The organism is Pseudomonas sp. HP_12 (assembly GCF_055283955.1).
In genome coordinates this window covers 49,662-67,809 of record NZ_JBTOQG010000018.1, presented here as the reverse complement: position 1 = coordinate 67,809, position 18,148 = coordinate 49,662, and the positions used below count along the sequence as shown (strand labels likewise).

Below are 18,148 nucleotides of genomic sequence, written 5' to 3'. Positions count from 1 at the left end.
CTTCGTTCGACTTAACGTCTCACGTCAGCGGGAGGCGAATTCTACAGCGTTACAATCTGCTGTCAACTGCCTTTTTCACCGCTGTCGATTCAAGCATCTGAACCGAAGCATTCCTCGCTGCTTACTTCGTCCAACTCTTTGATTATCAAGGAGTTTTCCATTTCGTCTGCGCCGGAAGTGGGGCGAATTATAGACAGATCCAGAGGGGCGTCAACCCCTAATTTAATGAAACTGTCATATCGGTCAAAAATAGCTGACGGGGTGGGCAACTTTGGGGACTTGCCCACCTGAGCTTTAAAGACTTGGGAACGCGAACTGCGAAGCTTCATGGCTGGCACGTTGCGGCCACCGCTGTGTAATGGCTTTGCGACGGGTATAGAAGCGAACACCATCCGGGCCGTAAGCATGCAGATCGCCAAACAGCGACCGCTTCCAGCCGCCAAAGCTGTGATATGCCACAGGCACAGGCGGTGGAACATTCACCCCAACCATACCCACCTCGATCTCGTCGCAGAACAGCCGGGCTGCCTCGCCATCGCGGGTGAAGATGCAGGTGCCATTGCCGTATTCATGATCGTTGATCAACTGCATTGCGTGCTCGAGGCTATCCACACGAACGATGCACAGCACCGGACCGAATATCTCTTCTTTATAGATACGCATCTCGGCCGTGACGAGGTCGAACAGGCATCCACCCAGGAAGAACCCCTCTTCGTGTCCGGGAACCGTGAGTCCACGACCGTCCACCACCAGCTCCGCCCCCGCACCTACACCGTCTTCTATATAGCTGTTGACTTTGTCACGATGCTGCCCGGTGACCAGAGGTCCCATATCGAGACCGCTGGAAGTCCCGGCGCCGATCTTCAATCCGTTGATTTGCGGCACTAGCCTCGCCACCAGCGCATCGGCGACCTGGTCACCCACGCACACCGCAACCGAAATCGCCATGCAGCGCTCGCCGCACGAACCATAGGCCGCCCCCATCAGTGCGCTTACGGCGTTATCCAGGTCCGCGTCGGGCATGAGCACTGCGTGATTCTTCGCGCCACCCAATGCCTGTACCCGCTTACCCCGGGCGGTGGCTTCCTTATAGATGTACTCAGCGATCGGGGTTGAGCCGACGAAACTCAACGCTTTGACTTCAGGGGCTTCGATCAGCGCATCAACCGCTACCTTGTCGCCGTGCACGACATTGAGTACACCCTTCGGCAATCCGGCTTCATGGAGCAACTCTGCTATCAACAGCGTTGAGCTTGGATCGCGCTCGGAAGGTTTGAGTATGAAACAGTTGCCACAGGCGATCGCCAACGGATACATCCACAGCGGAACCATGGCGGGGAAGTTGAACGGGGTGATGCCCGCCACTACGCCAAGCGGCTGAAAGTCAGACCACGCATCGATGTTCGGTCCGACGTTGCGGCTGTACTCGCCCTTGAGAATTTCCGGCGCCGCACAGGCATATTCGACGTTTTCGATACCGCGCTTGAGTTCTCCCGCCGCATCTTCAAGGGTTTTGCCGTGCTCTTCGCTGATCAGCCGGGCAATACGTCCTTCGTTCTGTTCCAGCAACTGCTTGAAGCGGAACATGACCTGCGCGCGTTTGGCAGGCGGCGTATTGCGCCATGCGGAGAAAGCGGCCTTGGCAGAGTCAATCGCTTGTTGAACGGTTTCGCGACTGGCGAGGGGTACTTTACGAATCACTTGGCCGGTTGACGGATTGAACACGTCGGCGGTGCGGCCATTTTCACTGACCAGCTCGCCATGAATCAGGTGCTGAATGTTGCTCATGCATAACTCCGGAAAACTTTAGCTCACAGGCGCAGCCGGACTGCGCCTGTGAGCAAATAAAAGATGATCAGTCGATTTGATTGAGGGCCTGACCCACTGCATCAAACATGCGATCAAGGTCCTCGGCCTTGCTATTGAAGGTCGGTCCGAATTGCAGAGTGTCGCCGCCGAAGCGCACGTAGAAACCGGCCTTCCACAGCTTCATGGCCGTTTCAAAGGGGCGCACGATGGCGTCGCCGTCGCGCGGCGCAATCTGAATGGCGCCGGCAAGACCGTAATTGCGAATATCGACGACATTCTTGCTGCCCTTCAACGCGTGCAAATAGCCTTCGAAATGCGGCGCGGTTTCGGCGACCTGCTGCACCAGGTTCTCGCGCTGAATGATTTCCAGCGCGGCAAGGCCGGCGGCGCAGGCAACGGGATGTGCTGAATAGGTGTAGCCATGGGGAAACTCCACAGCGTACTCGGGCGTCGGCTGATTCATGAACGTCTGGTAAATCTCGGTGCTGGCTATCACGGCCCCCATCGGGATCGCGCCGTTGGTGATCTGCTTGGCGATGCACATCAGGTCCGGCGTCACGCCGAAGCTGTCAGCGCCGAACATTGAGCCGGTCCGGCCGAAGCCGGTGATGACCTCATCGAAGATCAGCAGAATATTGTGCTGATCACAGATTTCGCGAAGACGCTTGAGATACCCATGCGGCGGAACAATCACGCCAGCAGAGCCTGCCATGGGTTCGACGATCACCGCTGCAATGTTCGAAGCGTCATGCAGTTCGATCAGTTTGAGCATCTCATCGGCCAGCGCAATGCCGCCCTGCTCCGGCATGCCCCGTGAATAGGCGTTGCTGGCAAGCAAGGTATGAGGGAGATGATCGACGTCCATCAGTTGCCCGAACATCTTGCGGTTGCCGTTGACGCCACCCAGGCTGGTGCCCGCGATGTTCACGCCGTGATAACCACGGGCGCGGCCGATCATCTTGGTTTTGGTGGCCTGACCTTTCAAACGCCAGTAAGCCCTCACCATCTTGACCGCAGTGTCAGCGCACTCCGATCCAGAGTCGGTATAGAAGACGTGATTCAGCTTGCCGGGTGTCAGATCGGTGATCTTTTCAGCCAGCTGGAAGGACAGCGGGTGTCCGAACTGGAACCCGGGCGAGTAGTCCAGCGTACCCAACTGCCGGGAAACCGCTTCCTGGATCTCCTTGCGCGTATGCCCCGCGCCACAGGTCCAAAGCCCCGACAGACCGTCATATATCTTGCGGCCCTTGTCGTCCGTTAGATAGCTGCCTTCGGCGGCGACGATCAGCCGTGGATCACGATGGAAGTTTCGGTTCGCCGTGTAAGGCATCCAGTGGGCGTCTAGTTTGAGCTGGCTCGCCAGAGACATGTCGGACGATTCGGGCATATTCATCGGAATTAACCTGACTGGGCGTGGGTGGCCTGATTTCCTGGCGAATGTACGAGCAGGAGCAGGGCCGGTTGCAGCTAAAGTGCCACGGGCATAAAGTCCGAAAAACCCTGCTTTTACGATCTTCAGTTGACTGGTTACTAAACTATGAGCACCCGCCGTAATGATCCTCTGGCGCAAGTCAGCGATTTTGATATCCGTCTGTTGCGCATTTTTCGCAGCGTCGTCGAGTCCGGGGGCTTTTCGGCAGCAGAAAGCGCGCTGGGTATTGGTCGCTCCGCCATCAGCCAGCAGATGAGCGATCTGGAGCAGCGCCTTGGACTGCGTCTTTGCCAACGGGGTCGTGCGGGGTTTTCGCTTACAGAGGAAGGCCGCGAGGTCTACCAGTCCTCGCTGCAGTTATTGAGCGCTCTCGAGAGTTTTCGTACGGAAGTGAATGGTCTTCACCGACACCTGCGCGGTGAGCTGAACATAGGGCTGACGGACAATCTGGTCACCCTCCCCCACATGCGGATCACCCACGCGCTTTCCCAACTGAAAGAACGCGGCCCGGACGTGCACATCAATATCCGCATGATTGCGCCCAACGAAGTCGAGCAGGGCGTGCTCGACGGCAGCTTGCACGTCGGCGTCGTACCCCAGGCCAGCGCCTTGTCGGGACTGGAATATCAGCCGCTGTATAGCGAACGTTCGCTGCTGTACTGCGCCGTCGGCCATCCGTTGTTTTACGTCGACGACGCGCAGCTGGATGACGATCGATTGTCAGCGCAGGAGACGATCGCGCCAACGTTTCGTCTGCCCGGTGAAATCCAGGCCCACTATCAGGCGCTGAAATGCACCGCGAGCGCCTCGGACCGGGAGGGTATGGCGTTCCTGATTCTGACGGGGCGTTACATCGGCTATCTGCCCGACCATTACGCCAGCCTCTGGGTGCAACAGGGTCGGCTGCGCGCGCTGAAACCCAAGACGCGGTTTTACGACGTGAGCCTTGTAACCGTCACGCGCAAAGGGCGCCGCCCCCATTTGGTGCTGGAAAGTTTTCTGGAGAGTCTGGCTGCCACACGATGAGGCCGGCCGAGTACGTCGGCACCTCACTAACACGCAGTCAAACGTCCGCCATATTCGTCCAGCCCCTTGATAAACGGGCATGTACAGCGAATCGGCAAACAGGTATCTGATCAGTTGGACAGGTTTTTGCAGTAAGGCTGGATGTCGAAGCCCACACAAAAATCGAGAGCCAGCATGCAGCCTGAAGCGCCAGACAATAACGACCTCATCTACGGCCTCAATGACCGGCCGCGCCCCGGACCGGCGGTCCTGGCTGCAATCCAGCATGTCCTCGCCGCATTCGTCGGCATTATCACGCCGCCACTGATTATCGGATCGGCGCTCGGGCTCGGCGCGTACATGCCTTATCTGATCAGCATGGCGTTGATGGTGTCGGGGGTGGGCACGTTCATTCAAGCGCGTCGTCCGTTCGGTATCGGCGCCGGCATGATTTGCCTGCAAGGCACCAGTTTCGCGTTCCTCGGGGCGGTGCTGTCGGCAGGCTTCATGGTCAAGCAGCGCGGTGGCAGCCCGGAGGACATCATGGCCATGGTGTTCGGTGTGTGTTTCTTCGGCGCCGTCGTGCAGATTGTGCTCAGCCGTTTCATCGGCCAGTTGCGCCGAGTGATCACGCCGCTGGTCACCGGCATCGTCATCACGCTGATCGGCGTCAGCTTGATCAAGGTCGGGGTGACGGATCTAGGTGGCGGCTTTAACGCTCCGGACTTCGGCGAGCCGGTCAATCTGGCCCTCGGCGTATTCGTGCTGGCAGTGATCATTGTGCTCAACCGTTCGAGCGCGCCCTGGTTGCGCCTGTCAGCCATCATCATCGGGCTCGCGGTCGGCAGCATCGCGGCGTGGTTCAGTGGAAAATTCGTACCTCACTCCATTGCCGACTTTGCACTGGTCAGCATCCCTGTGCCCTTCCGCTTCGGATTCAGTTTCGACTGGGCCGCTTTCCTACCGGTCGCGCTGATTTATCTGATCAGCAGCATCGAAACCGTCGGCGACCTCACTGCCAACTGCATGCTCTCCCGCGAGCCCATCAAAGGCCCCGGTTACATTGGCCGGTTGAAAGGCGGCGTATTGGGCGACGGCGTTAGCTGCATGATTGCGGCGACCTTCAGCGCATTCCCGAATACCACCTTCGCGCAGAATAACGGAGTGATTCAGCTCACTGGCGTGGCCAGCCGGTATGTGGGTCTCTACATCGGAGCAATCCTGTTTCTGCTCGGACTGTTCCCGGTGATCGGTGCGATTCTTCAGCAGATTCCGAAACCTGTGCTTGGCGGTGCGACATTGGTGATGTTCGGCAGCGTGGCGGCGGCGGGCGTGCGGATTCTTGCCCAAGCGCCGCTGGACCGCCGCAGCATGTTGATCATCGCTACCTCTTTCGGAGTAGGGCTGGGTATCGCGGCGCAACCGACGCTGCTGCATCATTTGCCGCAATTGGTACAGAGCCTGTTTGACTCGGCAATCACCAGCGGCGGACTGACGGCCATCGTAATGTGCCTGCTACTACCGGAAGGCAAACAAACAAGCGAGACGAACGAAGCCAAAGAACAGACAACGGAATCCTTTGAGCACTGATTTACGAGGGCAACGCTTGTCGGATCCTCGCGGGTGCGCTATCTGTTCACCGCGACGCACCCAATGATCCGTCTGGAACCGCACATGACCCTCGAAGTCCCCGCTCACAGCCCCAGCGCCACGAAACCGGCCAGCCGTATTCGTCAGAAAAACGAAGAAGCGATCTTGAAGGCGGCCGAAGACGAGTTCGCTCGCCATGGCTTCAAAGGCACCAGCATGAACACGATCGCGCAAAATGCCGGGCTGCCTAAAGCCAACTTGCACTATTACTTCACCAACAAGCTGGGTCTGTACATCGCGGTGCTGAGCAACATTATCGAGTTGTGGGACAGCACGTTTAACCACCTGAGCGCAGAGGACGACCCGGCACAGGCGCTGACGCACTACATCCGCGCGAAGATGGAATTCTCGCGGCGCCAGCCACAAGCCTCGCGCATCTTTGCCATGGAGATCATCAGTGGCGGCGAATGCCTGAACCAGTATTTCAGTCAGGACTATCGCGAATGGTTTCAGGGGCGTGCCGCGGTCTTCCAGGCCTGGATCGATGCAGGAAAGATGGACCCGGTCGATCCGGTGCATCTGATCTTTCTGCTGTGGGGCAGCACTCAGCATTACGCTGACTTCGCCACGCAAATCTGCCAGGTGACCGGCCGTTCGCGGCTGACCAAGCAAGACATGGAAGTCGCCGGGGATAACCTGGTCCGGATCATTCTCAAAGGGTGCGGACTCACCCCCACGTTATAACTCCCTGAACGCCAAACGCAGTCTGGAACTTCAATGCCTTCTACGCTCACCGGCCCCTGCGAGTTTCGAGAAGAGATTCGCAAGAGCCGCTTTATAACTCTCGCAGCGCCCATCGGCACGCCTGCCGATGCTCAAGCGTTTATCGAGCAACACAGTGATCTCAACGCCACGCACAATTGCTGGGCCTGGAAGCTGGGCGCGCAGTACCGCAGCAACGACGACGGCGAACCAGGCGGCACCGCGGGACGACCGATACTCGCAGCCATTGATGCCCAGGATTTTGATCGGGTCGTCGTGCTCGTCATTCGCTGGTATGGCGGGATTCAACTGGGCACCGGCGGGCTGGCGAGGGCCTATGGCGGAGGCGTCAACAAATGCCTGCAGCAGGCCGATCGAGTGCCGCTGATCAATCGCGTGTCGCTGCAATTCGACTGCAGCTTCAGCGAGCTGGTGCTGATAAAGCTGCGAGTGGCCGAGCTAAACGGTCTTGTGGAGGAAGAGCGCTTCAACGCCAACGGTGTCACGCTCTCGATTGCCCTGGCTCCCGAGCAGATTGAAACCCTTCAGCGCCAGCTTTCCGACATCAGTCGCGGACGAATCGTGTTGCAGCCGCCGCAGTAATCAACCCACGGACAGATCGACGCCTTCCCCGCTAAAGCCGGTCCTGCGAGCGAACGCGACGGCTGTAACCGGCTGTGGCGTTTGCCCACATCTACTGTGCATCCGCCTGTGGACAAGCTGAGCATACCCCGTCGCAGGCCTTGATCCATATGGCTTTGCGAAGGTTGATCACTTTTTAGCCAAAACACTGTGCTGTGGGTAAATCCAGCGATAAAACAGGATGTTAGCGCCATTTATGCCAACGTGGCACTCCTTTCGAGCGGCTTCCATTACCAATCCACAACTACCCACATTAGCTGTGGAGCATTCTGTGGATAACCCGTGCAAGCCTTCGCGGGCTGCTGAATCCACGGAGTGTTGGGTGAGCTGGATGTTTTTTATACAGACACACATCGTGGCAGGATTGAGCGTGCGCCATCCTATTTGCCTGACATTCATATCGGAAACGTCCCCTCACATATGTCGTCAGCCTCTGTCATCCTCTGCCGCTAACTTATGCGCCTCACGGCAAAACAGCGCTTCAGGAAACAAAATTCTCGACACGTGGCGATGTCCACCCATTGAGTGAAATTTTTCGTTTGTCTGTACAGGAGTCATTTCAATGTCCACCCCTAAAACAGCCCTGATCATCGGCGCTTCGCGCGGCCTTGGCCTTGGACTGGTGAAACGTCTCGCGGAACTCGGCTGGGAAGTCACCGCCACTGTCCGCGATGCCCAGAAGGCCGACGAGCTGAAAGCACTGCCGAATGTCCAGTTGCAGACACTGGACATCGATGAGCAATCGTCCCTCGAAGTGCTCACCCACAACCTCAAGGGCCAGACGTATGACCTGCTGTTCGTCAACGCCGGCGTGATGGGCCCGATGCATCCGAACCCCACCGACGCCACCGCTGGCGAACTGGGTCAGCTGTTTCTCACCAACGCCGTCGCGCCGATCCGCCTGGCCAAACGCTTCGTCGACCAGATCCGTCCCGAGACTGGCGTGATCGCGTTCATGAGCTCGGTGCTCGGCAGCGTCACCATGCCGGATGCGCCGGAGATGGCGTTGTACAAAGCCAGCAAAGCCGCGCTGAACTCAATGACCAATACTTTCGTGACGCAGCTGGGCGAGAACAAACCCACCGTGCTGTCGATGCATCCGGGTTGGGTCCGTACGGCGATGGGCGGTGAAGGCGCTGACATCGACGTCGAAACCAGCGTGCGCGGGATTGTCGAGCAGCTTGAGCGATTTGCAGGGAAAGGTGGTCACCACTTTGTGAACTACAAGGGTGAGACGATTCCCTGGTGATCGCGATGCAAGTCGCGGCAGCATGAGCTGTCGTGACTTGCCCACACCCGCCGCAACACTCTAGAATTCGCCCTCGCCTCGCAGCGCGTTCGATGCTGCGGCGACCCTGGATCAGCAGACAGGGCAACACTGAGCTGGCGACCTGAACCCACTTTCAGAGGAGCCGGCCAATGCCCGCGATCCGTACCTGGTTGAAAAATCCCCTTGCCGTTTTCACGGCCAATGATCTCGATGCTCGCGGCGGCCTGGTGGTCGAAGGCGGGGTTATCGTTGAGATGCTCCCGCTGGGACAACAGCCTACACAGCCTTGCGATCACGTATTCGATGCACGCGAGCATGTCCTGCTCCCTGGCCTGATCAACACGCACCACCACTTCTATCAAACCCTGACCCGCGCCTGGGGCCCGGTGGTCAATCAGCCGTTGTTCCCCTGGCTGAAAACCCTGTACCCGGTGTGGGCGCGGCTAACGCCGGACAAACTGGCACTGGCCAGTAAGGTCGCCCTGACCGAGTTGCTGCTGTCGGGCTGCACCACCGCCGCCGACCACCATTATTTGTTCCCGCAGGGTCTGGAAGACGCCATCGATGTGCAGGTGGAAAGTGTTCGCGAGCTGGGCATGCGCGCAATGCTGACGCGGGGTTCGATGACACTGGGCGAGGCCGACGGCGGCCTGCCACCCCAGCAAACCGTCCAGCAGGGCCAGGTGATTCTCGATGACAGCGTGCGGCTGATCGAGACCTATCATGAGCGGGGTGACGGCGCCCAGATTCAGATCGCGCTGGCGCCGTGCTCGCCGTTTTCGGTGACGACCGAGATCATGGCCGAAAGCGCGGCCCTTGCCGAAAAACACGACGTGCGTCTGCACACGCATCTGGCTGAGACTCTCGACGAAGAGGACTTCTGCCTGCAGCGCTTCGGCCTGCGCACGGTGGATTATCTGGACAGCGTCGGCTGGCTCGGCCCTCGCACCTGGCTGGCCCACGGCATTCATTTCAACAGCGAAGAGATCACGCGCCTCGGCCGGGCGGGCGCCGGGGTCTGTCATTGTCCGAGTTCGAACATGCGCCTCGCGTCAGGCATCTGCCCCACGCTGGACCTGCTTGCCGCTGGCGCGCCGATCGGTCTGGGTGTCGACGGTTCGGCGTCAAATGACGCCTCGAACATGATGCTTGAAGCCAAGCAGTCGTTGTACCTGCAGCGGTTGCGCTACGGGGCGGAAAGAATCACGCCGGAGCTGGCGTTAGGCTGGGCGACCAAGGGCTCGGCGCAATTGCTGGGCCGTCATGACATCGGCGAGTTGGCCGTGGGTAAACAGGCTGACCTGGCGCTGTTCAAGCTGGACGAGTTGCGCTTCTCCGGCAGTCACGATCCGATTTCAGCGTTGCTGCTGTGCGGCGCTGATCGCGCAGATCGGGTGATGATCGGCGGCAAATGGCGGGTGATTGACGGTCAGGTCGAAGGGCTCGATCTGAAGGGGCTGATTGCAGATCATCGCCAAGCGGCTGCGGAATTGATCAGGGCCTGATAGGCCATTACAGCAGTGGGGAAGTAAAACTGCCGACTCCCCCGCTGCCGGGTTAAAGCGAACCCAGGTTATAGCCCCATCAGAGAAAGCATGATGAAGGTGGCAAACAGCACGAAATGCGTCATGCCTTCGATGGCGTTGGTCTCGCCGTCGTTGAGGTTGATGGCGCAGACCAGCAGGGTGACGAAAATCATCACGGTCTGCACTGGCGTCATCGCCATCTGGAACGCCTGGCCGCTGTATAGCGCCATGCCTTCCATGACTGGCACGGTCAGGATCACCGTCGACAACGAGGCACCGAGGGCGATGTTGACCACCGACTGCATGCGGTTGGCCAGCGCGGCTCGCAGTGCGGTCAGGATCTCCGGCGCTGCCGAAATGGCCGCCACCAGAATCGCCGTCATGACAGGCGGCGCGCCGCTGCCTTCAAGACCCAGATCAACGGTTTTCGACATGACCTCGGCCAACGCGCCAATAACCACCACACCGAAGACCAGCGTCGCGATCGAGCGCGTCAGGTTGACTGGCTCGTGCGTTTCCTCGGCCTCACCCTTGCGGCGCTTCTTGTCCGGGTAGCTGTAGCTGAAGAAGTAGCTGTGCGGCCCGACCTGCATGCGCAGGAACAGTGCATAAAGCAGAATCATCGCGCCGATGGTGAAAGCCGAATACAGCTTCCACTTCCCTTCGGGAATGAATTCAGGCACCACCATCGACACCGCCATGGCAGTCAGAATCATCACGCTGTAAGACCGCGCGGAGTCATCGTTGTAGGACTGTTCACCGTGCTTGAGGCCGCCCATCAATGCGGCGAGACCCAGAATCCCGTTGATGTCGAGCATCACAGCCGAGTAGATGGTGTCCCGCACTAGCGTGGGTGAAGGTTCGTTGCTCATCATGATCGCCAGAATCACGACCTCGACCAGCACCGCTGACAGCGTCAGAATCATCGTGCCGTAGGGATCACCGACCTTCTCCGCCAACAGTTCGGCGTGGTGAGCCACCCGCAGCGAGGCGCAGATGATGAAGCCCACCAGAGCGATACCCGCTATCAGCGCGACGGTGTTTCCGTTGCTGAGCAGTTGGTGTTCGTAGAAGTACGCGAAAAAGGTCGCAATGACCGCCAGTAGTAGAAACTTTTCCTGCTTGAGAATCGTGCCCATCGCTGCCTTTTAGCCCCTTGCGACCCTGGCCGCACATCCATGAAGTGAAATTTACTGAAGCGCTTGAGAGTATCGATGTAAACAAAGGTTTCAAGACAGGGTAGCAGCGGGTCGCGACACATCGTCGCGCCACCGCGACAAATTGCCATTTACCGGTCTGTGTTCCGGATATTCAGACGCCGAAAACGCCTGCGACTGCTGGGCCTCGCTGCCAGGACCGGTGGCAATGCAAGCCAAAGCAGCGTGTGAACCGTCCGGTCAGGTTTTATTCAGCCCGCGCGTCTGACTCTGTAGAATGCCCGCCATTGCACCTTACGAGACAAAGCCCATGTACGACTGGTTGAACGCCCTGCCCAAGGCAGAACTGCACCTGCATCTGGAGGGCTCGCTAGAGCCGGAACTGTTGTTCGCTCTGGCTGAGCGCAACAAGATCGCCCTGCCCTGGGCGGACGTCGAAACCCTGCGCAAGGCCTACGCGTTCAATAATCTGCAGGAGTTTCTCGACCTGTATTACCGCGGCGCCGACGTGCTGCGTACCGAGCAGGACTTTTACGACCTGACCTGGGCTTACCTGGAGCGCTGCAAGGCGCAGAACGTCATTCACACCGAACCGTTCTTCGACCCTCAGACCCACACCGACCGCGGTATTCCTTTTGAAGTCGTGCTTAACGGCATCGCCGGCGCCTTGAAAGACGGCAAGGAAAAACTCGGCATCGGCAGTGGCCTGATCCTGAGCTTCCTGCGCCATTTGAGCGAAGACGAAGCGCAGAAGACCCTCGACATGGCCCTGCCCTACCGCGACACCTTCGTCGCCGTCGGCCTGGACAGCTCGGAAATGGGCCATCCGCCGAGCAAGTTCAAGCGCGTCTTCGACCGTGCTCGCGGTGAGGGCTTCCTGACCGTTGCCCACGCAGGTGAAGAAGGTCCGCCGGAGTACATCTGGGAAGCACTGGATTTGCTGAAGATCCAGCGTATCGATCACGGCGTGCGCGCCATCGAGGACGAGCGCCTGATGCAGCGCATCATCGATGAGCAAATCCCCCTGACGGTCTGCCCGCTGTCCAACACCAAGCTCTGCGTTTTCGAGCACATGGGTCAGCACAACATTCTCGACATGCTTGAGCGTGGCGTGAAAGTGACCGTCAACTCCGATGACCCGGCGTACTTCGGTGGCTACGTGACCGAGAACTTCCACGCGCTGCACACCCATCTGGGCATGACCCAGGATCAGGCCAGACGTCTGGCGCAAAACAGCCTCGATGCCCGTCTGATCAAGCCCTGATCACACACGCCCCTTGATCAGCAACAGCGTGTGGATGCTCTGCTCCACACGCCGAGCTCCCTCTCGGAGCATCACGCCGCCGAGGCGATTTTGCTGATTTCTCGCTGACCATTGGATGAGACCTGCAACGTGGAGGCCTCCTCGGTCGTCCGCAGCCAACCCAGCTGCATAAACAACTGCAAAAGCCCGGCCCCCAATGCGCCGCCGAGGTGTGGGCTGCTTTCATGACAGTCAACACAGGCGCACACGGCTTCGCGTCGTCTGTGGGCCAGCGCGGGAATGAAAATCCCCCGTTCGGCAAAGCGCGAGATGCCGACGCTGGTGACTTCCAGCCGGTGTTCGGATTGTTCGATCCAGCCCGCGCCCAGCATCCTCAAATACAGCTCCGCACCCATTTCGCCGCCAAGATGATCCGCGCAGACACTGGCGCGACATAACGGCAGGGGCGGCAATGGTTGCGCCATGCTGCGGCTGATCAGATCCGCGCTGACCATGGACGCACTGACCAGCGCCTGGACCGCAGTCCGGACTTCCGGAGCGGCCAGCCTGAAATACCGTTTGCGGGCGCGGACTTCATGGCGCAGCAATCCGCCAGCGGCAAGGCGCGCCAGGTGTGCGCCGGCAGAAGAAGTGGAAAGACCCACTAGCGAAGCTACCTCATTGGCCGCCCGCGATGTTCCGTCCATCAGTGCCCACACGATCGCGCTGCGTTTGGGGTCGGCGAGCAATGCAGCGATCTGGCTGATGCAAGGTACATATTCCATGTCTTCACTCCCTGTTGAACATTATCTAAGCGGCCCGGCACCGGTGCGCAGGTCGAAGCGTTGGCTTGGCCTAGTGTGGCTTGGCGCGTAATCGCGGGCGTAATCAATTGAAAGCGCCGGGCCGTTGCTGTGGTGAACCATCATCGGTGTTTACGGCGAAAACAGACATTGATTTAAATCACGTCATACAAACTCTGATTACTGGAACTTGCAGGTCATACAGATAGTTTCGCCCGAGCAATACAGATAGATGACAAGAATTAAATCGGATCCATGACGGCGCTTAGTATAAGACCTGCGGCCGATTGGCGGATCAACTTGTCCATTGCTTAGCCCTTTGTTTGTGGGCCGTATTGGCAAATGTTCAGCACAATCCGGCAGACCCCATGCTGCGCAGACTCAGCCGGATAGCCGTAGCCCCTTGAAGGACGGGGATTTGCGCGGACAGGAGTCGTTCGTGAATTCGGCGCCAGGGCGATTGCCTACACTGAAAACTCCTGAGGACTTCAAGAAAATAAGCTGCTCAAGGGACGTGCCAGAAGTGAAGTTCTCTCGATCCAGCACGAGACCAAGTTAAGAGTTTTTAACCGCTGTAAGAAGTTTCCAATTCCGAAGTAGTAAACGGCTGTATATAACACGCTCTTTTCAACAGGCTGAACATGCTTGTACAGGTACGCCTTAAACCCGGTGAATATCGGCAACGCGTTAACGTTGCCGACGTCGATTAGATCCGCACATCCGCGTGGGGAGTAAGCGCATCTCGCTTCTGCTGCGCCCGGCGTGTAACAACCGAAAGCGTCACAGCCAGAACGCCGCACAGCGTAATAACGGTCGCCATTGGCACGGCCGTTCCGTCATGCAGTACGCCCACCAGCGCTGCCGCGCCCGCAGCGACACTGAACTGCAAGCACCCCAACAAGGCCGACGCGCTGCCCGCACGTTTGCCCTGCCCACTCATCGCGCACGCCGAAGCGTTGGGAATGATGCAGCCGAGGCTGGCGATATAGATGAACAGCGGAATCAGCAGCGGCCACAGCTTTTCGGTGTGCAGGGAGGCGATGGTCAGCAGCACAAGGGCGGCAGCGAGATAGATCCAGACAGTCCGCGACAGCAACCATGCCGGACCATAGCGCCCGACGAGTCGAGCGTTCACCTGGGCGATGAGGATGAACCCGGCAGCGTTGATGCCGAACAACCAGCCGTAGTGTTCCGCCGGGACGCCGTAGAGCTTGATGAAAACGAAGGGAGAACCTGCGATGTAGGAAAACATCCCGGCCATCGCGATGCCGCCAGTGAGCGCGTGGCCCAGAAAGATCCGGTCGCCCAGCAGGTTCCAGTACGACCCGAGCGCGCCCGAGAGGGGCAGTCGCGGATGGCCGGCCGGCATGCTTTCCGGCAAGCCCCTGAAAACCGCCACTGCAGTGAGTGCGCTGAACACCGTCAAGGTCAGGAAGATGGCCTGCCAACCCACGACGTTGACCAACAGCCCGCCGAGCATCGGGGCCAGAATCGGCGCCAGGCCCATGACCAGCATCAATTGCGAGAACACCTTGGCCGAGTCAACCGGTGAGCATTTGTCGCTGACGATCGCCCGCGACAGCACCATACCGGCACATCCCCCCAACGCCTGTACAAAGCGGGCAGCAATCAGCCATTCAAGAGAAGGCGCCAGGGCGCACGCCAGCGATGCGAGGGTGAACAAGCCGACGCCAAACAACAGCGGGATCCGACGGCCGAAGCGATCGGCAATCGGGCCGTAGGCGAGTTGGCCGATGCTCAGGCCGAGGAAATAAGAGGCCAGGGTCAGCTGAACGTGTTTCTCGTCCGTGCCGAATGCCAAAGCGATGGCCGGGAAACCTGGCAGGTAAAAGTCGATGGCCAACGGGCCAAAGGCGCTGAGTGCGCCGAGGATCAGAATCGTTCTGAGGTTCATCAATCTTCCTAAACGGTTTTGCGCAGCGCGACAGTTTAACAACCTTGAATCAGCGCGGCCCGCTCATAGAAAAATTACCGGAAGTTTTTTCAATACGTCGTCGCGGGGTGAAAAAGGGGGAACTTATTGCGCGTGACCGAGCATCGGTTAATGGATTTCCTACAGCGTTTTTACCAATAACTCACAGAAGCGCTTCTAAACTTTTCTCAAGCAGTGAGGAAATCAAAATGAATGCGCGATGGGTTGTGCTGTGGTGCGTTGTCGTTGTCGCCGGATGTCAGTCTACCCACGACCAGCTATTGGCCGAAGGTTACCCACCGGCATTCGCTGACGGTTTTCAGGATGGGTGCGGAAGCGGGCGGCAGTCCATCGACGTGATCAAAGGGCAATTCAAAAAGGACGTGCCTCGCTATCTGCGTGACACCTTGTACGCACAAGGCTGGTCAGACGGATTTCGTCAGTGCCAGGCCCAACTTGCCAACAGCAATGTTCAGGATCAGGGCCGCGACAGCATCTGGAATGACCGCGACCGCGACTGGGACCATCAAAGGACCCAGGACGCCGCCAAAGCCTACCGCTCTCATTGAACGCCAGTTGCGTCTGCATAACGGGTGAAACTATCGGGCACCCACCATGCCCCAATGTTACTAAGCCATGAACAGGAGCCCCGCCATGAGTCGCGCCTTCGTCAACGAAGACAACGCCGCCGCGCAAATCGACCCGCCGGTTGAACGGCAGATCAGCGTCCAGACCAATTACGTCACGCAGCGCGGCCTTGATCAATTGCACGATCAGGTTGAGCAACTGCAAGCGCAATACAGCGAACAGAACGCCCAAGGTGATGAGGCAGACAAACAGCGCATGGCCGAAATCGAACGCGACCTGCGTTATTTCAACCAGCGCCTGCAGAGCGCCCAAGTGGTCAGCAGCGCGTCAGATGACAAGGTTCAGATTGGCAGCTGGGTAACTTTTGCCGACGAGGACAATGTCGAACAACGCGTGCAGTTGGTCGGCGAGGATCAGGCCGATGCGGGCAGTCAATTGATCAACTGGGCGTCGCCGCTGGGCAAGGCATTGCTGGGCGCCAAGGTCGGAGACGAAGTCACCTGGCAGCGGCCGGTCGGCGATGCAGTCATTGAGGTCATACGCATTGAGGCCGGGGACTGACTCACTCGACTGACAATCGGCCAGACACAAAAAACGGAGCCCGAAGGCTCCGTTTTTTATGCCACCAACCCGAATCAGGCCAGTTTCTTGTGACGCACGCGGTGCGGCTGAGCGGCTGCATCGCCGAGGCGTTTCTTGCGATCGGCTTCGTATTCGGTGTAGTTGCCTTCGAAGAACACGGCTTGGGAATCGTCTTCGTACGCGAGGATGTGAGTCGCCACGCGGTCAAGGAACCACCGATCGTGAGAGATCACAATGGCGGCGCCCGGGAAGTCCAACAGGGCTTCTTCGAGGGAACGCAGGGTTTCAACGTCGAGATCGTTTGACGGTTCGTCGAGCAGCAGGACGTTGCCACCCTCCTTCAACGTCAGCGCCAGGTGCAGACGACCGCGCTCACCGCCAGACAGGTCCTTCACGAACTTCTGCTGATCGCCGCCCTTGAAGTTGAAACGGCCGACATAGGTGCGCGAAGGGATTTCGTAGTTGCCGATCTTGATCTGATCGGAACCGTCGGAAATCTGCGCGAACACGGTCTTGCTGCCGTCCAGATCGTCGCGGCTCTGATCGACGCACGCCAGTTGCACGGTCTCGCCGACTTCGATGGAGCCAGAGTCGGGTTGCTCCTTACCCATCAGCATGCGGAACAATGTCGACTTACCGGCGCCGTTACCGCCGATCACACCCACGATGGCGCCTTTAGGCATGGAGAACGACAGGTTGTCGATCAGCACGCGATTGCCATAGCCCTTGGTGACGTTTTTGAATTCGATGACCTTGTCGCCCAGACGCGGACCGGCCGGGATGTAGATCTCGTTGGTTTCGCTGCGCTTCTGGAATTCCTGAGACTGAAGCTCTTCGAAGCGTTGCAGACGGGCCTTGGATTTCGACTGGCGCGCCTTGGCACCTTTACGGACCCACTCGAGCTCTTCTTTCATGGCCTTTTCATGGGCCGACTGCTGCTTGGATTCGGCCGCCAGACGGTCGGACTTGGCTTCAAGCCAGCCGGAATAGTTGCCTTCGTACGGAATGCCGGCGCCGCGGTCGAGTTCCAGGATCCAGCCGGCGACGTTGTCGAGGAAGTACCGGTCGTGCGTGATCGCAACCACGGTGCCCGGGAAGTCGTGCAGGAAATGCTCGAGCCAGGCGACGGAATCGGCGTCCAGGTGGTTGGTCGGTTCGTCGAGCAGCAGCATGTCGGGGGCGGACAGCAACAGGCGGCACAGAGCCACGCGGCGTTTCTCACCACCGGACAGGTGTTCGACCTTGGCATCCCAGGCTGGCAGACGCAGCGCATCGGCGGCGACTTCCAGCTGGCGCTCAAGGTTGTGGCCATCGCTGGCCTGCAGGATCGACTCGAGCTTGGCCTGTTCGGCCGCCAGCTTGTCGAAATCAGCGTCCGGCTCGGCGTAAGCGGCATAGACTTCGTCCAGACGCGCTTGAGCGTCCTTGATGACGCTGACCGCTTCTTCGACCACTTCACGTACGGTCTTGGTCGGGTCGAGCTGCGGCTCTTGCGGCAAGTAGCCGATGTTCAGCTCAGGCATCGGGCGCGCTTCGCCGTCAAACTCGGTGTCGACGCCGGCCATGATTTTCAGCAGTGTGGATTTACCCGAACCGTTGAGGCCGAGGACGCCGATCTTGGCGCCGGGGAAAAACGAGAGGGAGATGTTTTTCAGGATTTCCCGCTTCGGCGGAACAACTTTGCTCAGCCGATGCATGGTAAAAACGTATTGAGCCATGGAATGAAAACCTGGAGTGAGACTGTGAATAAAGGCGCGAGCTTGGTGCTGCGTCGGAAAAAATGCGTTTATCTTCGCGCCGCAACTT

15 protein-coding genes are annotated in these 18,148 nt (G+C 58.9%); 9 read left to right on the top strand and 6 right to left on the bottom strand.

What is annotated here, in order from left to right; genetic code table 11:
* Nucleotides 1-294 precede the first annotated feature (294 nt).
* The gene (locus tag ACYASU_RS14165) at nucleotides 295-1,788 is read right to left on the bottom strand and encodes a CoA-acylating methylmalonate-semialdehyde dehydrogenase (RefSeq protein ID WP_463583156.1); all 1,494 of its coding nucleotides are present in this window, start codon (nucleotides 1,786-1,788) and stop codon (nucleotides 295-297) included.
* Between the two features lie 67 nt (nucleotides 1,789-1,855).
* Entirely contained in the window at nucleotides 1,856-3,202 is a 1,347-nt protein-coding gene (gene aptA, locus ACYASU_RS14160) for an omega-aminotransferase AptA (RefSeq protein WP_463583159.1), read from the bottom strand.
* A gap of 144 nt (nucleotides 3,203-3,346) precedes the next feature.
* On the opposite strand from aptA, the gene ACYASU_RS14155 reads away from it, so the two are divergent.
* The 6 genes from ACYASU_RS14155 (at nucleotide 3,347) to ACYASU_RS14130 (ending at nucleotide 10,015) form a co-directional block, all read left to right on the top strand.
* A complete protein-coding gene (locus tag ACYASU_RS14155) occupies nucleotides 3,347-4,267 on the top strand; it encodes a LysR family transcriptional regulator (protein WP_192173238.1) in 921 nt (306 codons plus the stop codon).
* Between the two features lie 174 nt (nucleotides 4,268-4,441).
* Entirely contained in the window at nucleotides 4,442-5,836 is a 1,395-nt protein-coding gene (locus ACYASU_RS14150) for a uracil-xanthine permease family protein (RefSeq protein WP_463583155.1), read from the top strand.
* An 84-nt stretch (nucleotides 5,837-5,920) separates the two neighbouring features.
* Entirely contained in the window at nucleotides 5,921-6,580 is a 660-nt protein-coding gene (locus ACYASU_RS14145; RefSeq protein WP_463583154.1) for a TetR/AcrR family transcriptional regulator, read from the top strand.
* Nucleotides 6,581-6,613: 33 nt separating this feature from the next.
* Nucleotides 6,614-7,201: an IMPACT family protein gene (locus ACYASU_RS14140; RefSeq protein ID WP_463583153.1), complete on the top strand. Its 588-nt coding sequence runs from the start codon at nucleotides 6,614-6,616 to the stop codon at nucleotides 7,199-7,201.
* 601 nt (nucleotides 7,202-7,802) lie between these two features.
* On the top strand, nucleotides 7,803-8,489 hold the full coding sequence (locus tag ACYASU_RS14135; protein WP_369307865.1) for an SDR family oxidoreductase: 687 nt from the start codon (nucleotides 7,803-7,805) through the stop codon (nucleotides 8,487-8,489).
* Nucleotides 8,490-8,659: 170 nt separating this feature from the next.
* Nucleotides 8,660-10,015: an 8-oxoguanine deaminase gene (locus ACYASU_RS14130; RefSeq protein ID WP_463583152.1), complete on the top strand. Its 1,356-nt coding sequence runs from the start codon at nucleotides 8,660-8,662 to the stop codon at nucleotides 10,013-10,015.
* Between the two features lie 68 nt (nucleotides 10,016-10,083).
* On the opposite strand, the gene ACYASU_RS14125 is transcribed toward ACYASU_RS14130, so the two are convergent.
* Complete coding sequence (locus tag ACYASU_RS14125) at nucleotides 10,084-11,175, bottom strand: calcium:cation antiporter (RefSeq protein ID WP_192173244.1); 1,092 nt, start codon at nucleotides 11,173-11,175, stop codon at nucleotides 10,084-10,086.
* Nucleotides 11,176-11,503: 328 nt separating this feature from the next.
* Here ACYASU_RS14125 and ACYASU_RS14120 point away from each other — a divergent pair, with 328 nt between their 5' ends.
* Nucleotides 11,504-12,457, top strand: coding sequence for an adenosine deaminase (locus ACYASU_RS14120; RefSeq protein ID WP_192173245.1), 954 nt, complete (start codon nucleotides 11,504-11,506; stop codon nucleotides 12,455-12,457).
* 71 nt (nucleotides 12,458-12,528) lie between these two features.
* On the opposite strand, the gene ACYASU_RS14115 is transcribed toward ACYASU_RS14120, so the two are convergent.
* On the bottom strand, nucleotides 12,529-13,221 hold the full coding sequence (locus tag ACYASU_RS14115; protein WP_192173246.1) for an ArsR/SmtB family transcription factor: 693 nt from the start codon (nucleotides 13,219-13,221) through the stop codon (nucleotides 12,529-12,531).
* A gap of 724 nt (nucleotides 13,222-13,945) precedes the next feature.
* Nucleotides 13,946-15,154, bottom strand: coding sequence for a Bcr/CflA family multidrug efflux MFS transporter (locus ACYASU_RS14110; RefSeq protein WP_282369668.1), 1,209 nt, complete (start codon nucleotides 15,152-15,154; stop codon nucleotides 13,946-13,948).
* Between the two features lie 227 nt (nucleotides 15,155-15,381).
* Here ACYASU_RS14110 and ACYASU_RS14105 point away from each other — a divergent pair, with 227 nt between their 5' ends.
* Both ACYASU_RS14105 and ACYASU_RS14100 read left to right on the top strand, forming a co-directional pair.
* Complete coding sequence (locus ACYASU_RS14105; RefSeq protein WP_282369669.1) at nucleotides 15,382-15,741, top strand: hypothetical protein; 360 nt, start codon at nucleotides 15,382-15,384, stop codon at nucleotides 15,739-15,741.
* Nucleotides 15,742-15,826: 85 nt separating this feature from the next.
* Nucleotides 15,827-16,321, top strand: a complete 495-nt coding sequence (locus ACYASU_RS14100) for a GreA/GreB family elongation factor (RefSeq protein ID WP_463583151.1) — start codon at nucleotides 15,827-15,829, stop codon at nucleotides 16,319-16,321.
* Between the two features lie 74 nt (nucleotides 16,322-16,395).
* Here ACYASU_RS14100 and ettA read toward each other — a convergent pair whose 3' ends face one another.
* On the bottom strand, nucleotides 16,396-18,060 hold the full coding sequence (gene ettA, locus ACYASU_RS14095) for an energy-dependent translational throttle protein EttA (RefSeq protein ID WP_463583150.1): 1,665 nt from the start codon (nucleotides 18,058-18,060) through the stop codon (nucleotides 16,396-16,398).
* Nucleotides 18,061-18,148: the final 88 nt, after the last annotated feature.

What these genes read in the sequence shown, in the direction of transcription:
- ACYASU_RS14165 (WP_463583156.1), bottom strand. Translation starts at nt 1,788, where the DNA reads ATGAGCAACATTCAGCACCTGATTCATGGCGAGCTGGTCAGTGAAAAT.
- ACYASU_RS14105 (WP_282369669.1), top strand. Translation starts at nt 15,382, where the DNA reads ATGAATGCGCGATGGGTTGTGCTGTGGTGCGTTGTCGTTGTCGCCGGA.
- ACYASU_RS14125 (WP_192173244.1), bottom strand. Translation starts at nt 11,175, where the DNA reads ATGGGCACGATTCTCAAGCAGGAAAAGTTTCTACTACTGGCGGTCATT.
- ACYASU_RS14115 (WP_192173246.1), bottom strand. Translation starts at nt 13,221, where the DNA reads ATGGAATATGTACCTTGCATCAGCCAGATCGCTGCATTGCTCGCCGAC.
- ACYASU_RS14150 (WP_463583155.1), top strand. Translation starts at nt 4,442, where the DNA reads ATGCAGCCTGAAGCGCCAGACAATAACGACCTCATCTACGGCCTCAAT.
- ACYASU_RS14145 (WP_463583154.1), top strand. Translation starts at nt 5,921, where the DNA reads ATGACCCTCGAAGTCCCCGCTCACAGCCCCAGCGCCACGAAACCGGCC.
- ACYASU_RS14110 (WP_282369668.1), bottom strand. Translation starts at nt 15,154, where the DNA reads ATGAACCTCAGAACGATTCTGATCCTCGGCGCACTCAGCGCCTTTGGC.
- ACYASU_RS14120 (WP_192173245.1), top strand. Translation starts at nt 11,504, where the DNA reads ATGTACGACTGGTTGAACGCCCTGCCCAAGGCAGAACTGCACCTGCAT.
- ACYASU_RS14135 (WP_369307865.1), top strand. Translation starts at nt 7,803, where the DNA reads ATGTCCACCCCTAAAACAGCCCTGATCATCGGCGCTTCGCGCGGCCTT.
- ACYASU_RS14130 (WP_463583152.1), top strand. Translation starts at nt 8,660, where the DNA reads ATGCCCGCGATCCGTACCTGGTTGAAAAATCCCCTTGCCGTTTTCACG.
- aptA (WP_463583159.1), bottom strand. Translation starts at nt 3,202, where the DNA reads ATGAATATGCCCGAATCGTCCGACATGTCTCTGGCGAGCCAGCTCAAA.
- ACYASU_RS14155 (WP_192173238.1), top strand. Translation starts at nt 3,347, where the DNA reads ATGAGCACCCGCCGTAATGATCCTCTGGCGCAAGTCAGCGATTTTGAT.
- ACYASU_RS14140 (WP_463583153.1), top strand. Translation starts at nt 6,614, where the DNA reads ATGCCTTCTACGCTCACCGGCCCCTGCGAGTTTCGAGAAGAGATTCGC.
- ettA (WP_463583150.1), bottom strand. Translation starts at nt 18,060, where the DNA reads ATGGCTCAATACGTTTTTACCATGCATCGGCTGAGCAAAGTTGTTCCG.
- ACYASU_RS14100 (WP_463583151.1), top strand. Translation starts at nt 15,827, where the DNA reads ATGAGTCGCGCCTTCGTCAACGAAGACAACGCCGCCGCGCAAATCGAC.